Below are 20,233 nucleotides of genomic sequence, written 5' to 3' on the forward strand. Positions count from 1 at the left end.
ATGTCGCACACCCAGCCCCCCGAAGCGCTGGCCAAGCAGGCCCGGATCATGGCCGACGCCGGCTGCCAGTGCGTGTATGTCGTCGACTCCGCCGGCGCGCTGGTCCTCGAGGGTGTCTCCGACCGGATCGCGGCGGTGGTCGCCGAGCTCGGTGACGACGCGCAGGTCGGTTTCCACGGCCACGAGAACCTCGACCTGGCCGTCGCGAACTCCGTGTACGCCGTGCGTGCCGGGGCGAAGCAGATCGCCGGCAGCGCACGGCGTTTCGGTGCCGGTGCGGGTAACACGCCGGTCGAGGCGTTCGTCGGTGTCTGCGACAAGCTGAACATCAAGACCGGAATCGACTTCTTCAAGATCGCCGACGCCGCCGAAGATGTTGTCCGCCCGGTCATGCCGGCCGAATGCCTGCTCGACCGTCAGTCCCTGATGATGGGCTACGCCGGGGTGTACTCGAGCTTCCTCCGCCACGCCGAGCGTCAGGCCGAGCGCTATGGCGTCTCGGCCGCGGAGATGCTGGTCCGCGCCGGTCGCCGCAAGCTGGTCGGCGGCCAGGAGGACCAGCTGGTCGACATCGCCCTGGAACTCCAGCGCGAACAGTCCACCGTCACAGCCTGATTCGAGACAGCGATGCGGCCGGGCGCCATAAGTGCCTTGCCGCGTCGCCTTCAGCGCCCGGCCAGAATGCCGACGGCGTGCAGACAGTGGTCGTTTATCCCCGGAAACCGGGGGTAAACGACCACTTTTCGTGCTGTGGTCGACGCCGTGCCGGGGATCGCGCTCGATATCCCTGCCCGAATTCGGGTGGTGGATGACCGATCCTTCGACGGCAGAGCGCGAGCGGGTCAGAGATACGAGGTCTCGTTGACCAGGCGGACCGAAGCTCCACCGTCGGGGTAGAACTCGGCGATCGACAGCGACGCCAGATCCAGGTGCAGGCGGTACAGCAGGGACGGGCCGACACCCAATGCGAGCTGCAGCAGGGTCTTGATCGGGGTGACGTGGCTGACCACCACCACGTTCTCGCCCGGGTAGAGCGCCGTCAGGTCCGCCCGCGCCGCCTCGACCCGTTCCCGCACCTGGTCGAAACTCTCGCCGCCGGGCGCCGGTAGCGACGGGTCGGTGAGCCAGCGCGAGTGCAGCTCCGGATCACGTTGCGCCGCTTCGGTGAAGGTCAGGCCCTCCCACTCCCCGAAGTCGGTTTCGGTGAGCCGGTCCATGACCCGCACCGGTACGCCGAGCGCCGCACCGACCGCCGCCGCGGTCTCGCGGGCCCGGCCCAGCGGCGAGGACACCACAGCGGCGATCCCGCCTTTCGCCGCAAGGTGTTTCGCGGCCCGCTCCGCCTGCTCTCGCCCCAGCGCGGTCAACGGCGGATTGCCCCGGCCCGAGTACCGCCGCTGAATCGACAGCTCGGTCTGCCCGTGCCGCAACAGAAGCAGCCGAGTCGGCCGCCCGACCGCCCAAGTCAACCCGGGCCCATGCGCCGCCTGCCCGACCGCCGCAGGCCCATTCGCCGCAGGCCCGGAAGCCGTGGGTCCAGTGCCCGTGGGTCCAGTAGCCGCGCGTCCAGTGGCCGTGGGCCCGTCCGTCGCCTGCCCGGAAGTCGCAGGCCCGTTCGCAGCCTGTCCGTGCGCCGCCTGGTCAGAGGTCCCCTGGCCGGGCTGTACCGAACCGGACCGCGAGCCCGTAACTCCTTGCTGCGCAGGCGAACCGCCGAAACGAGGTTCCCCCGGCCGCGTCGCACCGCCCGGGGCCGGCGAGTCCGGTGCCCCGCCGGTCCGCGAATCCGCTTGCGCGGCACCGGCATCCAACGCGATCGCGTCCCGCACCTCGGCGAGCGTCGGCTCACCGTCCATGGCCTGGTTGGCCAGGCGGTCGGCGTACGAGTTCTCGGCGCGCGGAATCCAGGTGTAGTCGACGTGGTCGAAGCCGGCGGCGAGCTGCCGGGCCCGGGCGGCCAGCGGAATCATGTCCGGGTGCTTGACCTGCCAGCGCCCGGACATCTGCTCCACCACCAGTTTCGAGTCCATCCGGACTCGCACCGTGTCGGCACCGAGTTCGGCGGCCGCCGCCAAACCCGCTATGAGACCGCGGTATTCGGCGACATTGTTGGTGGCGATGCCGATCGCTTCCCGGCGCTCGGCGAGCACCACGGTGCGGTCGGCGTCCCACACCACCGCGCCGTAACCGGCGACTCCGGGGTTGCCCCGCGAGCCGCCGTCGGCCTCGACGATCACCGTGCCGGTCACAGCCCGGACTGCTTGGTGCGCACCAGGATCGCGCCGCACTCGGGGCAACGGACCACGACGTCGGCGGCGGTCTGGGCGATGCGGGAGATCTCGCCGCGGTCCAGCTCGATCCGGCAGCCACCACACCGGCGGGCCTGCAGCAGTGCCGCGCCGACACCGCTGTCGGCGCGCTGCTTCTCGTAGAGAGCGAGCAGTTCGCCGGGCAGTCCACCGACCAACTGTTCGCGGTCACGGGCGCAACGTTCGGCGGCCACCTCCAGGTCGGCCATCGCCTCGCCGCGACGGCGCTCGGCCTCCGCGAGTTCGGCTTCGGCGTGCGACAGGTTCGCACCGGCGTGCTGGTGGTCGGCGACCGCCGCCTCGCGGCGTTCCATCACCTCGAGCAGTTCGTCCTCGAGCACGCCGCGGCGGCGGCCGAGGGTGCCCAGTTCGTGTTCCAGCTCGGAGAGCTGCTTGGCGCCGACGCTACCCGACTCGAGCAGCCCCCGGTCGCGGTCCTCCCGCTTGCGGACGTTGTCGACCTCGGTCTCCAGCTTGCGGATGTCCCGATCGATGTCGTCGATCACGATCTCGACGCGCGCGGCCGCGTCCCGGCGGGCGCCGCGCTCGGCCTGCAGCCGGTCGACTTCCTGCTGTTCGGGCAGCACCTTGCGGCGATGCGCGATCCGCGTCAACTCGGTGTCGACAGCGGCGAGTTCGAGCAGCTTGGCCTGGATCGGTTGTTCGACGTTCAACGGGGGCCTGACTCCTGGGCGCGATGGCGGACACTGTGGACTTCTGCTTCGGGCGACCGGTCGTGCGACCGAGACCGACGGTCAACCGTACTCCGCGAGCGCCCCGCCGCGCCCCGGCCCCACCACCGCCCGGGTCGGGAAATCCGGATGCGGGTGAATGTCGTTGCGTGGCAGGCTCTCCATCATGGCCGAACACCACTACGAAGTCGAGGTCACCTGGTCGGGCGCGACCACCGGCTACCGCGAATACTCCCGTAACCACCTGGTGCGCGCCGCCGGCCAACCGGACCTGCCGGGCTCAGCGGACCCGGTCATCGGCCGCGGCGACGGCAGCCGCTGGGACCCCGAACAACTCCTGGTCGCCTCCCTCGCCCAATGCCACATGCTCTGGTACCTGCACCTGTGCACCGAGGCCGGCATCGTGGTCACGGAGTACCGCGACGCCGCCACCGGCACAATGGGCGCGGAACGCTTCCACACCGTCGTCCTGCATCCCCGGGTCACGATCACCGACCCGGCCCGCACGGCGGACGCCGCCGCCTTGCACGACGCCGCGCACGCCAAGTGCTTCATCGCCAATTCGGTCGCCTTCCCGGTCACCCACGAACCGGAGATCCGCGCGCGATCCTGACAGCGCTGCGCGGGACGGCCCGGCACGAGGTTGTCGACGACCGATCCCACGGCAGCTCCGGTCTGCGCGCACAATGGTCAGGCCGAAGCGGCAAATTTTGCCGTCGACTGCCGAACATCGTGCGCTCTGGCCGGGTGCCTCGAGTCGGCCTTCACCTGATGCCCCCGCCCATCGGGTCGACGCACAATTCGGCTGGGATCTTCGCACCGTCCTGATGGCCGAATACGCCTGGTCCGTACTGGGGAGCGGCGTGATAGAACCGGGGAGGTTCTCTAGGCGTGAGGGGTGGTGACCATGGTGTCGGTTCGGACGGTCGACGTGGTGCCCGGCGAGTTGTCGGCACGGATCCAACCCGGACCGGCCGGTCCCGACGGGCGCCCGGTCACCGTGGTGGTCAGCGAGGGGCTGCGCCGGCACGGGCAGCGCGAGCTGGCGTTCCATTTCGCACCCGAGCCTGGCGAGGATCCGAACGCCACACCGGATTTCGTGTTCTGGCTGCTGCGGGAGGTCCAGCGTGAAGCCGCCGCCGGGCGCAGCATCGGCCCGGGTGGCCGCACCGTATTGCGCAGCCCCGGGTGGGGGCTGGGCATCACCGGCTTCCTCTACCTCGACGCGCCCGACCTGGCGCCGCCGGCCGCGGACGGCTGGGCTCCGCTGGTGGTGGTCCCGACGCTGTGGGACGAGACCGCCGCCGTCGCCCGCTTCGGCGCGGGCCGCGTCCTGACCATGCTCGGTGCCGCGACCGGCGTGTTCCCGCACCCGGTGGCCCTGGACCGGCGCCGGCCACCGGTGCTCGAACTGAACTCCCACACCGCGACGACGATGCTGTCCGGGCTGCAGACGGTGTCCGTCCCCGCGGTCGAGGCGGCGGCCAACACAGCCGAACTGCGGGTCACGGTGGCCGCCGCGCACGCCGCCGCACTGGCCGACACCCTGCGCACCCCGCCCCCGAACAGCCTCGCGCTGCTCACCGCGCCCCGGCACCGCACCGCCCGGCTGCGCTACCTCTTCCAGCCCGGCGGCCCGGCCCTCACCATCGGCGAACGACAGCCCGGCGACCCGCTGGTGGCCGGCAATTTCGTTGCCTACGCGGCGAACGCCGACACCCCGTCGATGGCCATGCTGGAGGACGGTTTCGGCGTCCTGATGCCGCCCGCCGAGCACACCCGGCTCCTGTCCTGCCTGGAGTCACAGCGCGAATTCCGCTGCCGCACACCACAAGCAGAGTTCGTCGTCGCCCCACGGTAGTCCAGCCCGCGCGGCGGCGGTTCGACTCGCGGTGACCGGCCCGACGTAGCGCCGGACCGCAGTGCGCACCCCGGGCACCGGCGCCTACGCGACCGTCGACCGAGCTGCTCGTTCGCCCGAACCGCTACACCGCACCGACCGCGCGCGCCGATCCGGCTACGCCACCGTCCAAGGGTCGGTCCGTAGTCCGCTCACCCGCACGGATACACCCGGCAGCGCCCCCTCGACGATCCCGGCGGCCTGTGCGCACCAAGGGAATTCGGTCGCCCAGTGGGCGGCGTCGATCAGGGCCGGACCTCCGGCTCGCAGGTGTTCGTCGGCGGGGTGGTGTCGCAGATCGGCGGTCAGGTAGGCGTCGACGCCCAGGCGGGTGACGGTGTCGAGGTAGGTGTCGCCGGAGCCGCCGCACACGGCGACGGTCCGGATCGGGCGGTCCGGGTCACCCGCCGCGCGCACACCCCAGACCGTCTCCGGCAGACCGGCTTTGACGCGGGCGGTGAAGGTGCGCAGAGTTTCCGGCTCGGCGAGGGCGCCCACCCGGCCGATGCCGAGACCCGTTGGCAGCGGGGCGCATTCGGTGACGTGGTAGGACGGCTCCTCGTAGGGGTGCGCGGCACGCAGCGCGGCCAGCACCGCCGCCCGCGCCGAAGGCGCCGCCACGACCTCGACCTGGTCTTCGGCGACGTGCTCCAGCTCCCCCAGCGTGCCGATCGCCGGATCGGCACCTTCCACCGGCCGGAACTGCCCGGAACCCGGTACCTGCCAACAGCATTCGCGATAGTTGCCGACTCCGCCCGCGCCCGCCGCGAACAGGGCCGCGAGCACCCGCTCGGTGTCCGCGCGCGGCACCCGGACGGTCCATTCGTCCACCGCCACTGCCGGTTTCGGCGCGATCGGACCGGTAACGGTCAGCCCGATCGCGGCCGCCAGTGCGTCCGACACCCCCGGATCCGCCGAATCGGCGTTGGTGTGTGCGGTGAACAGTGCGCATCCGTGCCGAATCAGCTTGTGCAGCAACGCACCTTTCGGTGTGCTCGCCGCCACTGTGTCCACCCCGCGCAGCAGCAGTGGGTGGTGCACCACCAGAGCCTGTGCCCCCCAAGCGATCGCCTCGTCCACGACGGCGGCGGTCGCGTCCACCGCGAACAGCACCCGGGTGACCGGCTCGGCCGGATCCCCGCACACCAGCCCGACGGAGTCCCACTTCTCCGCCAGCCGGGGCGGATACGCCGCCTCCAGCACCCCGATCACCTCGGCCAGCGCCACCGCACTCCCCTGCTCCACCGCATCCTCCTCGTGTCCACGTCTCCGGCCATCATCCCCGCGCACCCCCGACAACTCCCAGCCGGTACTACTGCGGCGGTCCCGCCATCCGCCGCGGATCCGGCACGACATCGACCTCGGACCGCCGAGCGGCCGGAGCGGGAATCCGCCGAGCAGACACTGACCGCCATCGCCGCGTCCCAGGTGGAACAGGGCACCAAGACGAGGGGAACCGGACCCGAAGCCGGTGCGCGCATCACGGCCCGGTGGGAGCACCCGGCCGCGGCCTAACGCTGCTCGAATCCCAGCTGTACCAACGCCTCCACCAGGCGATCCACTTCCGCCGCACCGCGCACCGCCACCCGCAGGTGACCACTGGCCAGCCCCGGGAACGTGTCGCCGCGCCGGACGGCAATCCCGTACTCGGCCAAGCGTTTCCGCAGCAGCTCCGCGTCGGGCACCCGGATCAGCAGGAACGGACCGGCGGCCGGCTCGTGCACCTCGATGCCGAGGCTCCGCAGGCGCGGGATCATCGCGGCCCGGTCCGCGGCGATCCGCTCGGCCCGGGCACTCGATTCGGCCACCGCCTCCGGGCCGGCGGTGGCGGTGACGGCTTCGAGTTGCAGCGTCCCCAGCGGCCAGTGCGCGCGCCCGTGGTCGAGCCGGGCCAGTACGGCCGGGTCGCCGAGGAAATACCCGCACCGCAGGCCGGCCAGCGCCCAGGTCTTGGTCAGGCTGCGCAGCACGAGCACATCGGTGTGCCGTTCGCCCGCCAGCGACTCCGGTTCACCGGCGATCGCGTCGGCGAACGCCTCGTCGACCACCACGAGCCGGCCGGGCCGGCGCAGCGCGGTGATCACGGCCGCCGGATGCAGCACCGAGGTCGGGTTGGTCGGGTTGCCCAGCACCACCAGATCGGCCGCCTCGGGCACCAGCGCCGGGTCGAGGGTGTACGGCGGCTCGAGCACGACCCGGGCGACCGGCACCCCGGCTTCCCGCAACGCCAGTTCCGGCTCGGTGAACGACGGATGCACGACGGCGGCCAGCCGCGGCCGCAGCCGCGGCAACATCGCGAACCCCTCGGCAGCCCCCGACAGCAACAGGACCTCGGCCGCCGAGCGCCCGTGCCGGGCCGCGACCGCCGCACGTGCGGCCTGCTCGTCGGCCGGATCCGGATACCGCCCGAGGTCCGCGAGCCGCGCCGCCAGCCGTTCCCGCAACCACTCCGGCGGCGCGGTCCCCTGCACGTTCACCGCGAAGTCCACCATGCCGGGCCCGGTATCGGCGTCACCGTGATGCCGCAACAGCTCCCGATCGGGTATCTCGACTCCGGAACCGAACCTCTCCGCCGCGACCTCAGCGCACGCCTCGGCAGCCGGCGACGTCCCGTCGCCGGTCGGCACCGCATGGTTCGCTGTGGGGTCCTCGGGCACGACTGCAACCCTACGGACCGCCGGCCCGGCCCCGCACACCTCGGTCGGGGTAGTCCGTCACCGGTACGGCGTCGCTCACGACGCCGCAGATCCCACGGTCGAGGCCGGCCTGGTCCCGGTTGTCCAGTGACGAGACAGTGCTGCCGGTGGCTGCCGTGGGCACACCGCGCGGGCCGCCTGCCAGAATGGCTGTCGTGGGTGAGCTGCACGTGACGTTTGTCTGTACCGGGAACATCTGCCGGTCGCCGATGGCCGAGAAGATTCTCGTGGCCGCGGTGCGCGATGCCGGGCTCACCGACCGGGTCCGGGTCACCAGCGCCGGAACCGGGTCCTGGCACGTGGGCGACGAGGCGGACCCGCGGACCACCACCACGTTGCGGCGGCACGGCTACCCGGTCGGGCACACGGCCGCCACGCTCGGGCCCGAGCATCTGTCCGCCGACCTGCTGGTCGCGCTGGACCGCTCGCACGAGCGGGAGCTGGCCCGGCTGGGCGTCCCGTCCGACCGACGCCGGCTGCTGCGGTCGTTCGATCCCGACGCCGACGGCCCCGACGTCCCGGACCCGTATTACGGCAACATCGGCGACTTCGAGCTGGTCCGAGCGCAGGTCGAGGCTGCGATGCCGGGCCTGCTGGACTGGGTGCGGGATCGGGTGGACGCACCCGCGGGGCGGTCCGCATGAGCGTCGTGCGGCGGCTGTCGTTCCTGTTCCGGCCGGGCTGGGTGATCCTGGCGCTGGTGGTGGTGGCGTTCGCGTACCTGTGCTTCAGCATCCTGGCCCCCTGGCAGCTCGGCAAGAACAACCGCACCTCGCACCGCAACGACCTGATCGCGGCCTCGGTGAACGCCACACCGGTCGACGTGACGACCTTGCTGCCGGGCCCCGGCACCGCGGATGTCGAATGGCGGCGGGTGACCGCCAACGGCAGTTACGTGCCCGGGTCGACGGTGCTCGAGCGGTTGCAGCGCCTCGCGGACAAGCCGGCGTATGGGGTGCTGGCCACCTTCCGGCTCACCGACGGCCGCACGGTCCTCGTCGATCGCGGCCTGGTCGCTGCCCCCGACGGCGCGCACCTGCCGCAGATCGCCGAACCGCCGACCGGGCCGCAGCATCTGCAGGCCCGGATCCGGCGCTCCGAGGGCTCGATTCCCGGCAAGGAGCCGATGACCCAGGACGGCTACCGCCAGGTGTATTCGCTCGATATCGGCCAGCTGTCGACCGTGCTGGAATCACCGATCACCGCGATCCCGGCCGGTGACAAGGGCGGCTATCTGCAGCTCGACGACAACCAGCCGGGCGGTTTCACCCCGCAGCCGCTGCCACAGCTGGATCAGGGCCCGTACCTGTCCTACGGCCTGCAGTGGATCGCGTTCGGGGTGATGGCCCCGCTCGGTCTGGCCTATTTCGTGCGCGCGGAACTGCGCGAACGCCGCCGCGAACGAGCCGAGGAGGCCGCCGGATCCCCCCCGACGGCGGATCCGGCGGCCGCCGGCGAGACGGCCGCGCAGCCGTCCCCGGCCGATTCCGCACAGACCAACGATCGCCGGCTCGCGGACCGCTACGGCGGCACCCGCCGCTGATCGAGCGGGCCGTTCAATATCGAATAGGCCTCGTACCCTCGCAACACCCGCCTGAAACCTGAGTCGGCCCGATAGGGTTGGGCTGATCGGGGTGAGCACTGTCGCCGCACCGAAAACCGTGGCGATACCGACGGATCCACCGTGATGTCTTTCGGGTGCGCACCCGGTCCGAGCATGTCGCCGTGCCCGGTCGCCGGGCCACCGTCGAGAGGACGTCCCATGGGTGACACCATCCGCCTAGCCGGTCCCGCTGCCACGACCCTCGCCACCGGGACCTGCCCGCCGACGGTGGCGTCGCCATGACCGACATCGTCGATTTCGCGCTGGTTCTGTTGCTCGTCGCGGTGGTGGGGGTCGCGGCGGTCATGTCCAACCGGCTGGGCGAGTGGCTCCCGATTCCCGCACCGGCCCTGTTCCTGGTCGGGGCCGCGATCTTCTCCGACGTCTTCCCGGCCCTGGGCCATGTGCCGATCGTGGTGATCGAACGGGTGGTCACAGTCGCGCTGGTGGTGATCCTGTTCGAGGGCGGAATGCAGATCGGCTGGCGGGATTTCCGCGCCAATGCCGCGGCGATCACCTGGATCGGGATCGCGGGCACCCTGGTCACCGCGCTCGCCGTCGCGGCCGCCGCGCACCTGCTGTGCGGGCTGGATCTGCGAATCTCGTTGCTGCTGGGCACCGCACTGTCGCCGACCGACCCGGCCGTGGTGTTCTCGGTGCTGGGCCGGCGCCGGATCGGTGGTCGCAGCGGCGCGATCCTGCGGGGAGAGTCGGGTACCAACGATCCGGTCGGGATCGCGCTGCTGGTGGTGCTGCTCGGCGCCGGGCAGCTCGATTTCGGCGCATTCTCCTCCGCCGCGGTCACTTTCGTCACCCAGATCGCGGTCGGCACCGTGGTCGGTGTGGCGGGTGGGCTGGGCCTGCTGTGGTTCATGCGCCGAATCACCTTGCCCGCCGCCGGTTTGTACTCGGTGCGGGTGCTGATGTGTGTGCCCGCGATCTACGCGCTCGCCACACTCGCGCACGGTTCCGGGTTCCTGGCGGTGCTGATCGCGGGCATCATCATCGGCGGGCAGCGCGCCCCCTATCGCAACGAGATCGAGCGCTTCCATTCCGCGCTGGCGAATCTCGGCGAGATCGTGGCATTCGTCATGCTGGGCTTGACGATTCAGCTCACCGGTCCCGACGGCGTGATGGCCGGTCACGCGTTGTGGATCGGGCTGGTACTGGCGATCCTGCTGGCCTTCGTGATTCGGCCGATCCTGGTCGGGCTGGTGACCTGCCGGATGCGCATGCGTTGGGGTGACCGGGTCTTGCTGCTGTGGACGGGCCTCAAGGGTGCGGTGCCGATTCTGTTGGGCACCTTCATCATTGCCGCCGACGTGCCGGACGCCCAGCGCGCGTACGAGGTGATCTTCGTGGTGGTCGCGTTCTCGGTGATCGTGCAGGGCGGCACCCTGCCGTGGCTGGCCGCGCGGCTGGGTGTGCCGCTGGAGACGGTGAACCCGCGCCCGTGGACGATGAACGCCCGGTTCGAGGTCGAACCGGAAGGCTTGCACCGCTTCACCGTTGCCCCCGGCTCCGCCGCGGACGGCACCACCGTCGCGGCCCTGCCCTCCCCCGACCTGTGGGTGAGCGTGGTGATCCGCGAGGGCCGTCTGGTCACCGTCAGCTCCACCACCCGGCTACGCGGCGGTGACGAAGTGCTGGTCCTCGCCGACCCGACCGCCGCTCGTTCGGTTGCCGCGGTGTTCCACTCCCGAGCCGAATCCCGTTGACATCCGGTCGGTTCCGAGTGGGCGGCGGCGATGGCTGATCTTGTCCGATGCGATCCGCACCTTCGGCTACCCAGGGCTCCTGCCGGGCGCTCGGCGAGTACCGACCAGCGCGATCGCCGCGGCGGTCACCGCCGCGGCGGTCTGCACCGCGGTCGACAACCGCACCGCCCGCCGCAGGTCCGGCACCCGCGGTGTGGGTCCGCTGCCGAGGGGCGGGCGCATCTCGACCCCGTGCCGGTACTCGGTGCGCCCACCCAGCTGGACACCCAGCGCACCGGCCATGGTCGCCTCTGCCACACCGGCATTCGGGCTCGGATGTTGTGCGGCGTCGGCCCGCCACGCCCGCACGGCCGCCGCACGACCACCGCTCGTGCCGGGTCCGCCGGGTCCCGCGAGGGGCGCGCACAGCACGGTCAGCAGACCGGCGATCCGGGCGGGCACGAGGTTGGCCACGTCGTCGATGCGCGCGGCCGCCCAGCCGAAGCGGCGGTAGCGCGGGTTCCGGTAGCCGATCATCGCGTCGAGGGTGTTGACCGCCCGGTACCCGAGCAGCCCCGGTACCCCCGCGACCGCACCCCAGAACAGTGGTGCGACGGTGGCGTCGGAGGTGTTCTCGGCAACGGATTCCAGTGCGGCCCGGGCGGATCCGTCGGCGTCCAGCACGCTGGGGTCGCGGCCGCACAGCGACGGCAACAGTTCCCGCGCCCCCGCCAGGTCACCGGCTTCGAGACGGTCGGCCAGCGCACCCCCGGTCCGTCCCAGCGTGGTGCCGCCCAGCACGGTCCAGGTCGCGAACGCGGTGACCAGCACCGTCGGCAACCATCGCCCCGCGACCACGCGCTCGGCCAGAACCCCGGCCGCCACGGCACCCCCGGTCAGCACCAGTACGTGCCCGGCCCCCGCGGCCCGGGAATCGCGATAGGACACCGTCTCCAGCCGGGCCGCGACCGTCCCGAATCCGGCTACCGGATGCCCGCGGCGCGGATCGCCGAACGCCCGGTCCGCCGCGTACCCGGTCACCAATCCGACCGCCCGTGCGGTAGTCCTGCGCATCGCACGAGCTTAAATGCGTGGACCCGGCGCAGACTGCGGCCCCCGCGCGTGGGCGTCATCCGCATGCCAGCGGCGGCGATAGGGTCTCCGGTGTTGCATACACCGCGGCGACGGCGGTAGGGCGCGGGTTCGCGGCCGACTGCATCGGGCGCGCCCGGCGTGGCGGAGTGACGGCGACGTGGAGCGGAAGGGACGGCGCGTGGACGACCACGATATGGAACAGCTCGAACTGGCGCGGCAGTTCGAGGAGCATCGGCCGTACCTGCGCCGGCTGGCCTACAGCACGCTGGGCAGTCTCACCGACGCCGACGACGTCGTGCAGGAGGCCTGGCTGCGCCTGCAACGCTGGCACGCCACCAAATCCGACGGTGACCGGATCGACAACCTGCGCGCCTGGCTGAGCACGGTCACCGGCCGGCTGGCCCTCGACCAGCTGGGTTCCGCGCGGGCCCGGCGGGAACAGTACGTCGGGGAATGGCTGCCCGAACCCGAGATCACCAGCTGGGACGAACCGGCCGAGCGCGCCGGACAGTCCGAGGAGGTCACCACCGCGCTGCTGGTGGTGATGGAGTCGCTGTCCCCGTCCGAGCGCACCGCGTTCGTCCTGCAGGACGTGTTCGGCATGACCGGCCCCGAGGTGGCGGAGGTGGTGGGCCGCACCCCGGCCGCGGTGCGGCAGTTGACTTCTCGCGCCCGCAAGCACGTCACCGCGGGCACACCGCGCTTCCCCGCGAACCGGGACGAGCATCGGAAAGTGGTGTCCGCGTTCGCGCAGGCCTGGCAGTCCGGCAATGTCGCGGGACTGCTGGAACTGCTCGACGACCAGGTCGTTCTCACCGCCGACGGCGGCGGCAAGGTGAGCGCGGTCCGCAAGCCGGTGCACGGCGCCGAGGCGGTCGCCCGTATGTTCATCGCCTGGCACGACCTGGATCGCGGCGGCTGGGGCCGCACGGTCATGGTCAACGGGCGAGCGGGCTACTTCGTGTTCGACGGCGTGGACCCGGGCGTCATCTCGTTCACCATCGACGCGGGCCGGATCACCGCAGTGTCGATCGTCCGGAATCCGGACAAGCTGCACGACATTCCGTTGGACGAGGGCCCCGAGTGGTATCTGTGAGGTTCAGCCGAGGGCCGCGGTCGGCAGCCCGTGGGCCTCGGCGACCTGTTCGGACAGTAGCTCGCCGGCGGTAGCGGTCAGGCCGGCGGCCAGCCCGGGGTCGTCGCGGCAGGCCTGCTGCCAGCCCAGGTTCGCGATCGTCGTCACGTAGGGCAGGGTGGCGTTGGTGAGCGCCACGGTCGCGGTGTGCGGGACCGCGGCCGGCATGTTCGCCACGCAGTAGAACAGCGAATTCGCCACGCGGAAGGTCGGATTCGCGTGCGTGGTGGGCCGGGAACTCTCGAAGCAGCCGCCCTGGTCGATGGCGATGTCGACCAGCACCGAGCCCGGCCGCATCCGGGCCACCAGATCGTCGGTCACCAGCCGGGGTGCGCGGGCGCCCGGCACCAGCACCGAGCCGATCACCAGATCCGCCGCCAGCACGGCCCGCTCGACTTCGGCGGTGTTGGAACCGATGGTGTCCACCCGCCCGCCGAAGCGGGCGTCCAGTTCCCGCAGCCGGGTCAGGTTCTTGTCCAGCACCCGCACCCGCGCCCCCATCCCGGCCGCGATCAGCGCGGCGTGGGTTCCCGCGACCCCGCCGCCGAGCACGACGACGTCGGCGGGCCGCACCCCGGGCACGCCGCCGAGCAGGACGCCCGCACCACCGGCGGGCGCGGTCAGATGCTGGGCACCGACCTGGGCGCTGAGCCGGCCCGCCACCTCGCTCATCGGCGCCAGCAGCGGCAGCCCGCCGTCGGGTCCGCGGACCGTCTCGTAGGCGATGGCGGTGATGCCGGAGCGCAGGATCGCCGCGGTGCAGGCCGCCGACGCGGCCAGGTGCAGGAACGTGAACAGCACCTGGCCCGCCCGCAGCTGCGGATATTCCACGGCGATCGGCTCTTTCACCTTCAGCACGAGTTCGGCCCGATCCCAGACCGCCTCCGCGGAGTCCAGGATGTGGGCCCCGGCGGCGACGTAGTCGGCGTCGCTGAACCCCGATCCCACCCCCGCCCCGGCCTGCACCGCGACCTCGTGCCCGTGCCGCCCGAGCTCACCGGCCCCCGCCGGGGTCAGCGCGACCCGCTGTTCCTGCTCCTTGACCTCGCTCGGAACCCCGATTCTCATACAACCATCCTGACGCCGCCCGGGGCGCCCGTCCGGCACCCATAACCGGCGTTTCGCGACTGCCGCCGCCCCGGTCGCACCGCGATCGTGGTCACGGCCCACCGAGACCGCATGCCGGCCACCGCCTTGCGATTCGCGGCGACCGGCGCACCGGCGCCGAGCGGCCGGCGGCGGAACCAACTTCGACTGCCGGCCCGGGCACCTGCGCCTCGGTAGCGGTCGCGCCGTTCGGCGGGACCCACCCCGACTGCCGGCCCGGGCACCGGTGCGGAGCGAACCGAGGCTGGTCGCCGCACCGCCTAGGCACCGATTGCCGTCACTTCGCCCGGCACCGGGATGTGCAGGCGCGCACCGATTCCGGCGTCGTCGAACACCATCCGCAGCCGGTCCAGCGTCTCGGTGAAGTGCGCCCAGCCTTCGGCGTGGACCGAGACGATCGCGGCGTCGCCCAGGATCTGCGCGGCGCGGGCGGCGGTGCGGGCGTTGAGGGTGACGTCGATGTCGCCGAAGCGACCCACATTGGCGGCGCCCACGTTGAGCAGGGCGATGTCGATGCGCCCGATCCGCGCCACGATCTGTTCGACCAGGTCGACCGAGGCGTTGTCGCCGGACACGTAGACCACCGGCTCGCCCGGGGCCCGCAGCACGAAACCGGTGACGGTTCCCGAGAGTTCCTCGGCGCCTTCGGGACCGTGCAGGGCGGGTACGGCGGTGACGGTGACCTCGCCGATCCGCACGTCCTCCCAGACCGTCATGCCGCGCACCCCGTCGATCCGGCCGGCGGCTTCGGGCGTGGACAGCACGGTCCCGGCGGTCGCGAGCACCTGTCGGCCGGTCGGGTCGAGGTTGTCGGGGTGCTGGTCGTGCGAGAGCAGGGCCACGTCGATCGGCCCGATCTCGGCCGCCGACACGGCCGGGCCGGTCAGCTTGCGCAAAGTGAGTGCGCCGGAACGGTATTCACCGGGCTGGTCGAAGGTGGGGTCCACCAGCCAGGTCAGGCCGCCGTAGGTGAACCGGACGGTGGGGCCGCCGACGTGGACCAGTTCGAGCGTGGTGTGCAGCGTGTTCGTCATGAAGATCAGTCTGTCCCACCGCGTCCGGCACCGACAGTGGCCCGAAGGCCGCATATCGCTAAGATCGGGCCATGACGGATCGGGTCACGACAGCAGGGGATCGGCACCGGGTGGCCGTACTGGCCTTCGACGGGGTCAGTCCCTTCCACCTGTCGGTGGCGGGACTGACCTTCGGCGGAATCGGCACCGGCGCAGCCGATTCCATGCCCTACGAGGTGCAGACGTGTGCCGAACGGCCCGGAGTCCTGCGCACCCCGGGCGATTACGGCCTGATGATCGAGCACGGCGCCGAACTGCTCGCCACCGCCGACACCGTCGTGATTCCCAGCTGGCGGCCGGATCTGCCACTGTCGCAACCACTTCGGGACGGACTGTGCGAAGCGCACGGTCGCGGTGCCCGGCTGGTCGCGCTGTGCCAGGGCGCGTGGGCGCTGGCCGCCACCGGCCTGGCCGACGGCCGGGAACTCACCACCCACTGGAGTGCGGCGCCCGCCCTGGCGGCCGCGTACCCGCAGCTCACCGTGCGCGCCGACCGGCTCTGGACCGATCTCGGCGACATCGTGTCCTCGGCCGGTGTGGCGGCCGCCCTGGACTGCTGCCTGCACCTGGTCCGCAGCGATCACGGCAGCCGCCTGGCCACCCGCCTGGCCCGCACGCTGGTCCTGGCCCCGCACCGCGGCGGCTCCCAGGCCCAGTACATTCCGCTCGCGGTCCCCGAGGACAGCGACTCCGACCCGATCGAGACCGCGATGGTGTGGGCGCGCACGCGCATCGACACCCCGATCGACTTGGACGGCTGGGCACGTTCGGCGTTGATGTCCCGTCGCACCTTCACCCGCCGGTTCCGGGAGCGGACCGGCACGAGCCCGCAGCGGTGGCTGCTGCAGCAGCGCCTCGACCGGGCCCGGCTGCTGTTGGAGACCACCGACGAGCCGATGGACCGGATCGCCCGATCCAGCGGGCTGGGCACCGCGGTCAACCTGCGTCACCATTTCCACCGGGCGCTGGGCCTGCCGCCGGCCGCGCACCGCGCCCACTTCCGGGCCGCCTCGCCGGCGGCGGCCTGAACGATCCATCGGGTGGGCGACTCGTCACGTCACCCGCCACTCCGATCACGCCGGGCGGTATCACGTAAGTTCGGCACCATGATGATTCGGTTGGGTGAGCAGGCGCCGCAGGTCGACGACAGCGCCTGGGTGGCGCCGACGGCGACGGTGATCGGGCGGGTGCGGCTCGGCGCGCGGGTGGGCGTCTGGTACGGCGCGGTACTGCGCGGCGACATGGACCAGATCACCGTCGGCGCGGACAGCAATATCCAGGACGGGTGTGTGCTGCACGCCGATCCCGGCACCCCGCTCACGGTCGGAACCGGAGTTTCGGTGGGCCACAACGCGATTCTGCACGGCTGCACGGTCGGCGACGACGTACTCGTCGGCATGGGCGCCACGGTGCTGAACCGGGCGGTCATCGGTGACGGCTGCCTGATCGCCGCGAACGCCCTGATCCCGGAGGGTGCGGTGATCCCGCCCGGCTCGCTGGTGGCCGGCGTACCCGGCAAGGTCCGGCGCGAGCTCAGCGCCGAGGAGCGCGAGCACATCAAGATCAACGGCACCGCTTACCTGCACTTGATGGAGCAGCATCGGAGTGCTGAACAGGTGTGACGGAGAAGGCCGGTGGACCGGGCCGGTGCCTTGCTAGCATCGTGAGCGCCGCGCCTGCCGCGGAGCCGCTGCCCGGATCCCGGTGCCGGCACCGAATCGGCTGTGCGCGTGCGGGTTCGGCAGGAGGTTTGACATGGCGCGCGGGGAATCCGGTTCACACCCCGGTCCAGGACGAATCAGTGTCGCGGATATCGCGGCCGAGCCCGGCGGGGTCGAGGCCCTCCACCGCCGAGTGCACGAGTTACGGGCCGGCGGAATCGATTTCGCGGCCAATGCGATCGAACACGAGATGTCGGAACTGAAGATCGCCTGAGCTGCAGGTCAGCGGATCGCGGTCCGGAACGCCGCCGCTACCCGCTGGTCCAGTTCCACCTGGTCCGGGCCGGTCCCCGCCTCCACCGCGGCACGCACCCAGCGCGCCAGCGACCGCGCGGCCGGGCCGGCCGGGTCGGGGATCGGCAGCCGCGCCACGTACTGGGTGATCCACCGTCGCCGGCCCGAATACAGCCGGTTGCCGCACACCGCGTCGTAGAAGCGCAGGCCCAGCGCCGAATTCGCCACCGCCATGAGCAAGCAGGCCAGCTCCCCCGCGTCGACCGCGCCGACGTCCGGCAGATCGCCCAGTGAGATCCAGTAGCAGTCACCGTTGACGATCGCGCCACTGCGATCGAGCGCGAAGCGCGGGGTCACACTGATATCCGGGAACACCAGTTTCGGCGCCCGCCACAGCTGCGGACGCTGCGGCACCCAGATCTCGAACCACTCCCGCCCGCTCTCGGTGAGATACCGGCGCGCACCCAACTCTGCCCGATGCTGCGCCAGATACGCTGCCGCCCCAGGGAATTCGCGTAGATCGATCGGAGTACGGCGCGACCGGGTCACGTCGTAGGGGTACAGCACCTGCCGCGGCCGCTCCCGCCGCACCCGCCACGGATCCAGGTCATGGTGCGTCAGCAGATCGAACAGCAACTCCGGCTCCGGCCGCGGCCGGCTCTCCGCCCACCGATCGGAAATGAACACCCGATCCGCGGTCGTCTTGATCCCCACCCGAATCCGCGCCACCTCCCCGAAAGTCCGCCAGGTCCCGTCCGCGATCCGCCGCAACCAGGCATCGACCTCCGGCTGCGACAACCGCCACGGCGGGGCAGATTCCACGCCACCCGGCCGAGCGGCGTCGCGGGCATCTCGCCTGCCGACCTCGCTCGCCCCCAGCGCGGCCGTGTCTCCCGCCCACGGCCCGCTTCCGGCTGCCCGCGATGGAGCGATATCGCCCGCGTGCAGCACACCGACTCGCACCTCCACGACGCGTCCGTTGTGCCGCACCACCGCGTCCTCGGCCCCGAGCAGCGCCGCGAACAGGTCTGTGCCACAGACCGATTCGGCATCCGTCACCTCGTAGACCGACACGTAACGGCACGGGCTGCGGTGGGATCGGCCGCCGGCGCCCGGGACAGCCGGGCAGCCGGAGCGAACCGCGACGGTCACTGCGGGCAGGACCGCTGCCTCGAACAGGCGGGTGTCCCCCAGGTCGTACAGTTCGACCGGCGTCAGGTCCCCGCTCAGCACCGCGCGTAGGTTGGCGCCGGCCCGGGTGGTGAGAAACCGGTTGGCGCACAGTAATCCGAGGACACCGTCCGGCCGGAGCAGGCGCGGGACCACGGCCACGAACGGGTGGGTGAGGTCGATCCGGCCGCGGAGACCGAACTGACGGCGCAGCAGTTGCGAGGTGGCGGCCCCGAGCTGCTGGGTGCGCACGTACGGCGGGTTGGTGATCACCGCGTCGAACGAACAGTCGGCCAATGACGTTGCGGTGCCGAGGAAGTCGCCGTGATGCCATTGCGCGTCGGGTTCCCGGCCGCGCGCGGCCCGGACCGCGGCCGGGTCCAGGTCGTAACCGACCAGGTCGCAGCGCACGCCGGGGAACCTGCGCGCCGCCACCTCCCGCACCGCCGTCAATAGCTCCCCGTCCCCGCAGGCGGGGTCCAGAATCCGGATCCGCTCCCCCGGCACCACGTGCTCCAGCACCCGCTCGGCCAGGAACACCGCCAGCGGCGCCGGCGTGTAGTGCCGACCGTGCCGCTTCCGTGGGTCGGGACCGGCGGCCGCCGCGGCCCGCCGGTCCGATGCCGGCGAATCGGCACGGCCGCCCATCCGGCTATTGTCCCGCCACGGTCGGCGCCGCCGCCGCAAGCCGACCGATCCGGCGGTCGACCGGCGATTCGGACAACCCACCACCATCCAACGCCCCCACGCCGCCCGACGCCGCGTGCTCGTTACTCGGGTGACGTATCCCTGTCCTTCGGGCAGACTGGCCGCTGTGAGCATGGGGAGCGATCCGGTGGGGGATCAAGAGACCGAGGTCATCGGCACGAGACCGCGGCGGGCAGCGACACTCGCCCGGATCGGGCGGGTGCTGCGATCGAAGCGGGTGCGGGTGTCGGGCGGGGTGCTCGCGGCGGTTGTGGCCGCCGCAGTAGTCGGGTCGATCGCGTTCGTCCGGTTCCAGGCTGCCGGGCGGGAGTACACGGTCGATTCGGCACCGGCGACCGAGGTCGGGATCGTGATGGGCGCGCAGGTCATGCCCGACGGCCGTCCGTCGGGGTATCTCGCGGGCCGGCTCGACCTGGCGGCCCGGTTGCTGGCCGCGGGGAAGGTGAAGGCGCTGATCCTCACCGGCGATTACGGCACGCGCGCCTACGACGAGCCCGACAATATGCGCAGGTACCTGGTCGCGCACGGTGTGCCGGCCGCCAAACTCGTCGTCGACTATGCGGGCTTCGACACCTATCAGTCGTGTGCCCGGGCCTACCACGTCTTCGGGGTGCGGTCGGCCACCGTGGTCACCACCGATTTCTCGGTACCGCGCAGTATCGCGCTGTGCCGCTCGGTGGGTATCGACACGGCGGCGGTCGCCGACCACGGCCAGCCGATGAGCGCCGTGTACGTCAAGTGCTGGCTGCGCGATCAGCTGGCGGCCACGAAGGCGGCGTTCTCGATTCTGACCACACCGGCGCCGACCTTCGGTTCCGACGGCACCGAACGGCCGGCGTTGCAGGCCGCCATGAGCGCATCGGCCTAGCGTCTCGGTCGGACCTCCGACCGGTAACGCCCCGGCGGCCGGTATCCCGCCGTGGCGGGCTACCGGCGGGTGGCCGAGGCGATCGCCCCGCGAGCCTCACGGCGAACCGTTGCCGACCGCCCGTGCTTCCCGGATTCGCTCTCGGAAAACGTGTCTCCCGCCGGCGGTGCCGATCGGGCAGACTGATTCTGTGAGCGCGCGAAGGACGCCTGTGGGTGTGCGAAG

19 protein-coding genes are annotated in these 20,233 nt (G+C 71.8%); 11 read left to right on the forward strand and 8 right to left on the reverse strand.

Annotation, left to right across the window (positions count from 1 at the left end; translation table 11 throughout):
* The coding region (dmpG, locus tag EBN03_RS25335) for a 4-hydroxy-2-oxovalerate aldolase (protein WP_122190648.1) at nucleotides 1-615 on the forward strand (615 nt) is incomplete at its 5' end.
* 227 nt (nucleotides 616-842) lie between these two features.
* On the opposite strand, the gene EBN03_RS25340 is transcribed toward dmpG, so the two are convergent.
* Nucleotides 843-2,249 carry a bifunctional RNase H/acid phosphatase gene (locus EBN03_RS25340; protein WP_122190649.1) on the reverse strand — a complete coding sequence of 469 codons (1,407 nt, stop codon included), beginning with the start codon at nucleotides 2,247-2,249 and terminating at the stop codon, nucleotides 843-845.
* Nucleotides 2,246-2,983, reverse strand: coding sequence for a zinc ribbon domain-containing protein (locus EBN03_RS25345; RefSeq protein WP_122190650.1), 738 nt, complete (start codon nucleotides 2,981-2,983; stop codon nucleotides 2,246-2,248). The genes EBN03_RS25340 and EBN03_RS25345 overlap by 4 nt, the downstream gene beginning before the upstream one ends.
* Before the next feature lie 184 nt (nucleotides 2,984-3,167).
* On the opposite strand from EBN03_RS25345, the gene EBN03_RS25350 reads away from it, so the two are divergent.
* Both EBN03_RS25350 and EBN03_RS25355 read left to right on the forward strand, forming a co-directional pair.
* Complete coding sequence (locus tag EBN03_RS25350; RefSeq protein ID WP_122190651.1) at nucleotides 3,168-3,614, forward strand: OsmC family protein; 447 nt, start codon at nucleotides 3,168-3,170, stop codon at nucleotides 3,612-3,614.
* Between the two features lie 294 nt (nucleotides 3,615-3,908).
* The gene (locus EBN03_RS25355) at nucleotides 3,909-4,862 is read left to right on the forward strand and encodes a hypothetical protein (RefSeq protein WP_147471694.1); all 954 of its coding nucleotides are present in this window, start codon (nucleotides 3,909-3,911) and stop codon (nucleotides 4,860-4,862) included.
* 156 nt (nucleotides 4,863-5,018) lie between these two features.
* Here EBN03_RS25355 and EBN03_RS25360 read toward each other — a convergent pair whose 3' ends face one another.
* Entirely contained in the window at nucleotides 5,019-6,146 is a 1,128-nt protein-coding gene (locus EBN03_RS25360) for a Nif3-like dinuclear metal center hexameric protein (protein ID WP_233608629.1), read from the reverse strand.
* Between the two features lie 266 nt (nucleotides 6,147-6,412).
* A complete protein-coding gene (cobC, locus tag EBN03_RS25365; protein ID WP_122190776.1) occupies nucleotides 6,413-7,447 on the reverse strand; it encodes an Rv2231c family pyridoxal phosphate-dependent protein CobC in 1,035 nt (344 codons plus the stop codon).
* A 296-nt stretch (nucleotides 7,448-7,743) separates the two neighbouring features.
* Between cobC and EBN03_RS25370 the strand changes: the two genes are divergently transcribed.
* From EBN03_RS25370 to EBN03_RS25380, 3 genes are all read left to right on the forward strand, one after another.
* Nucleotides 7,744-8,241, forward strand: a complete 498-nt coding sequence (locus EBN03_RS25370; protein ID WP_122190654.1) for a low molecular weight protein-tyrosine-phosphatase — start codon at nucleotides 7,744-7,746, stop codon at nucleotides 8,239-8,241.
* A 5-nt stretch (nucleotides 8,242-8,246) separates the two neighbouring features.
* Complete coding sequence (locus EBN03_RS25375; protein WP_199742963.1) at nucleotides 8,247-9,140, forward strand: SURF1 family cytochrome oxidase biogenesis protein; 894 nt, start codon at nucleotides 8,247-8,249, stop codon at nucleotides 9,138-9,140.
* Between the two features lie 299 nt (nucleotides 9,141-9,439).
* Complete coding sequence (locus EBN03_RS25380) at nucleotides 9,440-10,918, forward strand: cation:proton antiporter domain-containing protein (RefSeq protein WP_122190656.1); 1,479 nt, start codon at nucleotides 9,440-9,442, stop codon at nucleotides 10,916-10,918.
* A gap of 66 nt (nucleotides 10,919-10,984) precedes the next feature.
* On the opposite strand, the gene EBN03_RS25385 is transcribed toward EBN03_RS25380, so the two are convergent.
* The gene (locus EBN03_RS25385) at nucleotides 10,985-11,971 is read right to left on the reverse strand and encodes a cobalamin biosynthesis protein (protein WP_122190657.1); all 987 of its coding nucleotides are present in this window, start codon (nucleotides 11,969-11,971) and stop codon (nucleotides 10,985-10,987) included.
* Between the two features lie 199 nt (nucleotides 11,972-12,170).
* On the opposite strand from EBN03_RS25385, the gene sigJ reads away from it, so the two are divergent.
* Nucleotides 12,171-13,088, forward strand: coding sequence for an RNA polymerase sigma factor SigJ (gene sigJ / locus EBN03_RS25390; protein ID WP_233608630.1), 918 nt, complete (start codon nucleotides 12,171-12,173; stop codon nucleotides 13,086-13,088).
* A gap of 3 nt (nucleotides 13,089-13,091) precedes the next feature.
* Here the strand turns inward: sigJ and ald are convergent, their stop codons facing one another.
* Together ald and EBN03_RS25400 are read right to left on the reverse strand one after the other, a co-directional pair.
* Complete coding sequence (gene ald / locus EBN03_RS25395) at nucleotides 13,092-14,195, reverse strand: alanine dehydrogenase (RefSeq protein WP_122190658.1); 1,104 nt, start codon at nucleotides 14,193-14,195, stop codon at nucleotides 13,092-13,094.
* A 299-nt stretch (nucleotides 14,196-14,494) separates the two neighbouring features.
* Nucleotides 14,495-15,268: an MBL fold metallo-hydrolase gene (locus tag EBN03_RS25400; protein ID WP_122190659.1), complete on the reverse strand. Its 774-nt coding sequence runs from the start codon at nucleotides 15,266-15,268 to the stop codon at nucleotides 14,495-14,497.
* A gap of 71 nt (nucleotides 15,269-15,339) precedes the next feature.
* Between EBN03_RS25400 and EBN03_RS25405 the strand changes: the two genes are divergently transcribed.
* The 3 genes from EBN03_RS25405 to EBN03_RS25415 all read left to right on the forward strand — a co-directional run bounded on the left by EBN03_RS25405 (nucleotide 15,340) and on the right by EBN03_RS25415 (nucleotide 17,242).
* Nucleotides 15,340-16,335 (forward strand): GlxA family transcriptional regulator, encoded by a 996-nt coding sequence (locus EBN03_RS25405; protein ID WP_122190660.1) that lies wholly within the window; start codon nucleotides 15,340-15,342, stop codon nucleotides 16,333-16,335.
* 78 nt (nucleotides 16,336-16,413) lie between these two features.
* Nucleotides 16,414-16,929, forward strand: coding sequence for a gamma carbonic anhydrase family protein (locus tag EBN03_RS25410; protein ID WP_122190661.1), 516 nt, complete (start codon nucleotides 16,414-16,416; stop codon nucleotides 16,927-16,929).
* 133 nt (nucleotides 16,930-17,062) lie between these two features.
* The gene (locus tag EBN03_RS25415) at nucleotides 17,063-17,242 is read left to right on the forward strand and encodes a hypothetical protein (RefSeq protein ID WP_122190662.1); all 180 of its coding nucleotides are present in this window, start codon (nucleotides 17,063-17,065) and stop codon (nucleotides 17,240-17,242) included.
* A gap of 8 nt (nucleotides 17,243-17,250) precedes the next feature.
* Here EBN03_RS25415 and EBN03_RS25420 read toward each other — a convergent pair whose 3' ends face one another.
* On the reverse strand, nucleotides 17,251-19,080 hold the full coding sequence (locus EBN03_RS25420; protein ID WP_122190663.1) for an Eco57I restriction-modification methylase domain-containing protein: 1,830 nt from the start codon (nucleotides 19,078-19,080) through the stop codon (nucleotides 17,251-17,253).
* A 172-nt stretch (nucleotides 19,081-19,252) separates the two neighbouring features.
* On the opposite strand from EBN03_RS25420, the gene EBN03_RS25425 reads away from it, so the two are divergent.
* Nucleotides 19,253-20,008 (forward strand): SanA/YdcF family protein, encoded by a 756-nt coding sequence (locus EBN03_RS25425; protein WP_122190664.1) that lies wholly within the window; start codon nucleotides 19,253-19,255, stop codon nucleotides 20,006-20,008.
* The last annotated feature ends 225 nt before the right edge of the window (nucleotides 20,009-20,233 follow it).

It is taken from the genome of Nocardia stercoris (genome assembly GCF_003696265.1).
Lineage (GTDB): Bacteria > Actinomycetota > Actinomycetes > Mycobacteriales > Mycobacteriaceae > Nocardia > Nocardia stercoris.

What these genes read in the sequence shown, in the direction of transcription:
- EBN03_RS25350 (WP_122190651.1), top strand. Translation starts at nt 3,168, where the DNA reads ATGGCCGAACACCACTACGAAGTCGAGGTCACCTGGTCGGGCGCGACC.
- EBN03_RS25355 (WP_147471694.1), top strand. Translation starts at nt 3,909, where the DNA reads ATGGTGTCGGTTCGGACGGTCGACGTGGTGCCCGGCGAGTTGTCGGCA.
- EBN03_RS25370 (WP_122190654.1), top strand. Translation starts at nt 7,744, where the DNA reads ATGGCTGTCGTGGGTGAGCTGCACGTGACGTTTGTCTGTACCGGGAAC.
- EBN03_RS25380 (WP_122190656.1), top strand. Translation starts at nt 9,440, where the DNA reads ATGACCGACATCGTCGATTTCGCGCTGGTTCTGTTGCTCGTCGCGGTG.
- EBN03_RS25385 (WP_122190657.1), bottom strand. Translation starts at nt 11,971, where the DNA reads ATGCGCAGGACTACCGCACGGGCGGTCGGATTGGTGACCGGGTACGCG.
- ald (WP_122190658.1), bottom strand. Translation starts at nt 14,195, where the DNA reads ATGAGAATCGGGGTTCCGAGCGAGGTCAAGGAGCAGGAACAGCGGGTC.
- EBN03_RS25400 (WP_122190659.1), bottom strand. Translation starts at nt 15,268, where the DNA reads ATGACGAACACGCTGCACACCACGCTCGAACTGGTCCACGTCGGCGGC.
- EBN03_RS25405 (WP_122190660.1), top strand. Translation starts at nt 15,340, where the DNA reads ATGACGGATCGGGTCACGACAGCAGGGGATCGGCACCGGGTGGCCGTA.
- EBN03_RS25410 (WP_122190661.1), top strand. Translation starts at nt 16,414, where the DNA reads ATGATGATTCGGTTGGGTGAGCAGGCGCCGCAGGTCGACGACAGCGCC.
- EBN03_RS25415 (WP_122190662.1), top strand. Translation starts at nt 17,063, where the DNA reads ATGGCGCGCGGGGAATCCGGTTCACACCCCGGTCCAGGACGAATCAGT.
- EBN03_RS25420 (WP_122190663.1), bottom strand. Translation starts at nt 19,080, where the DNA reads ATGGGCGGCCGTGCCGATTCGCCGGCATCGGACCGGCGGGCCGCGGCG.
- EBN03_RS25425 (WP_122190664.1), top strand. Translation starts at nt 19,253, where the DNA reads ATGGGGAGCGATCCGGTGGGGGATCAAGAGACCGAGGTCATCGGCACG.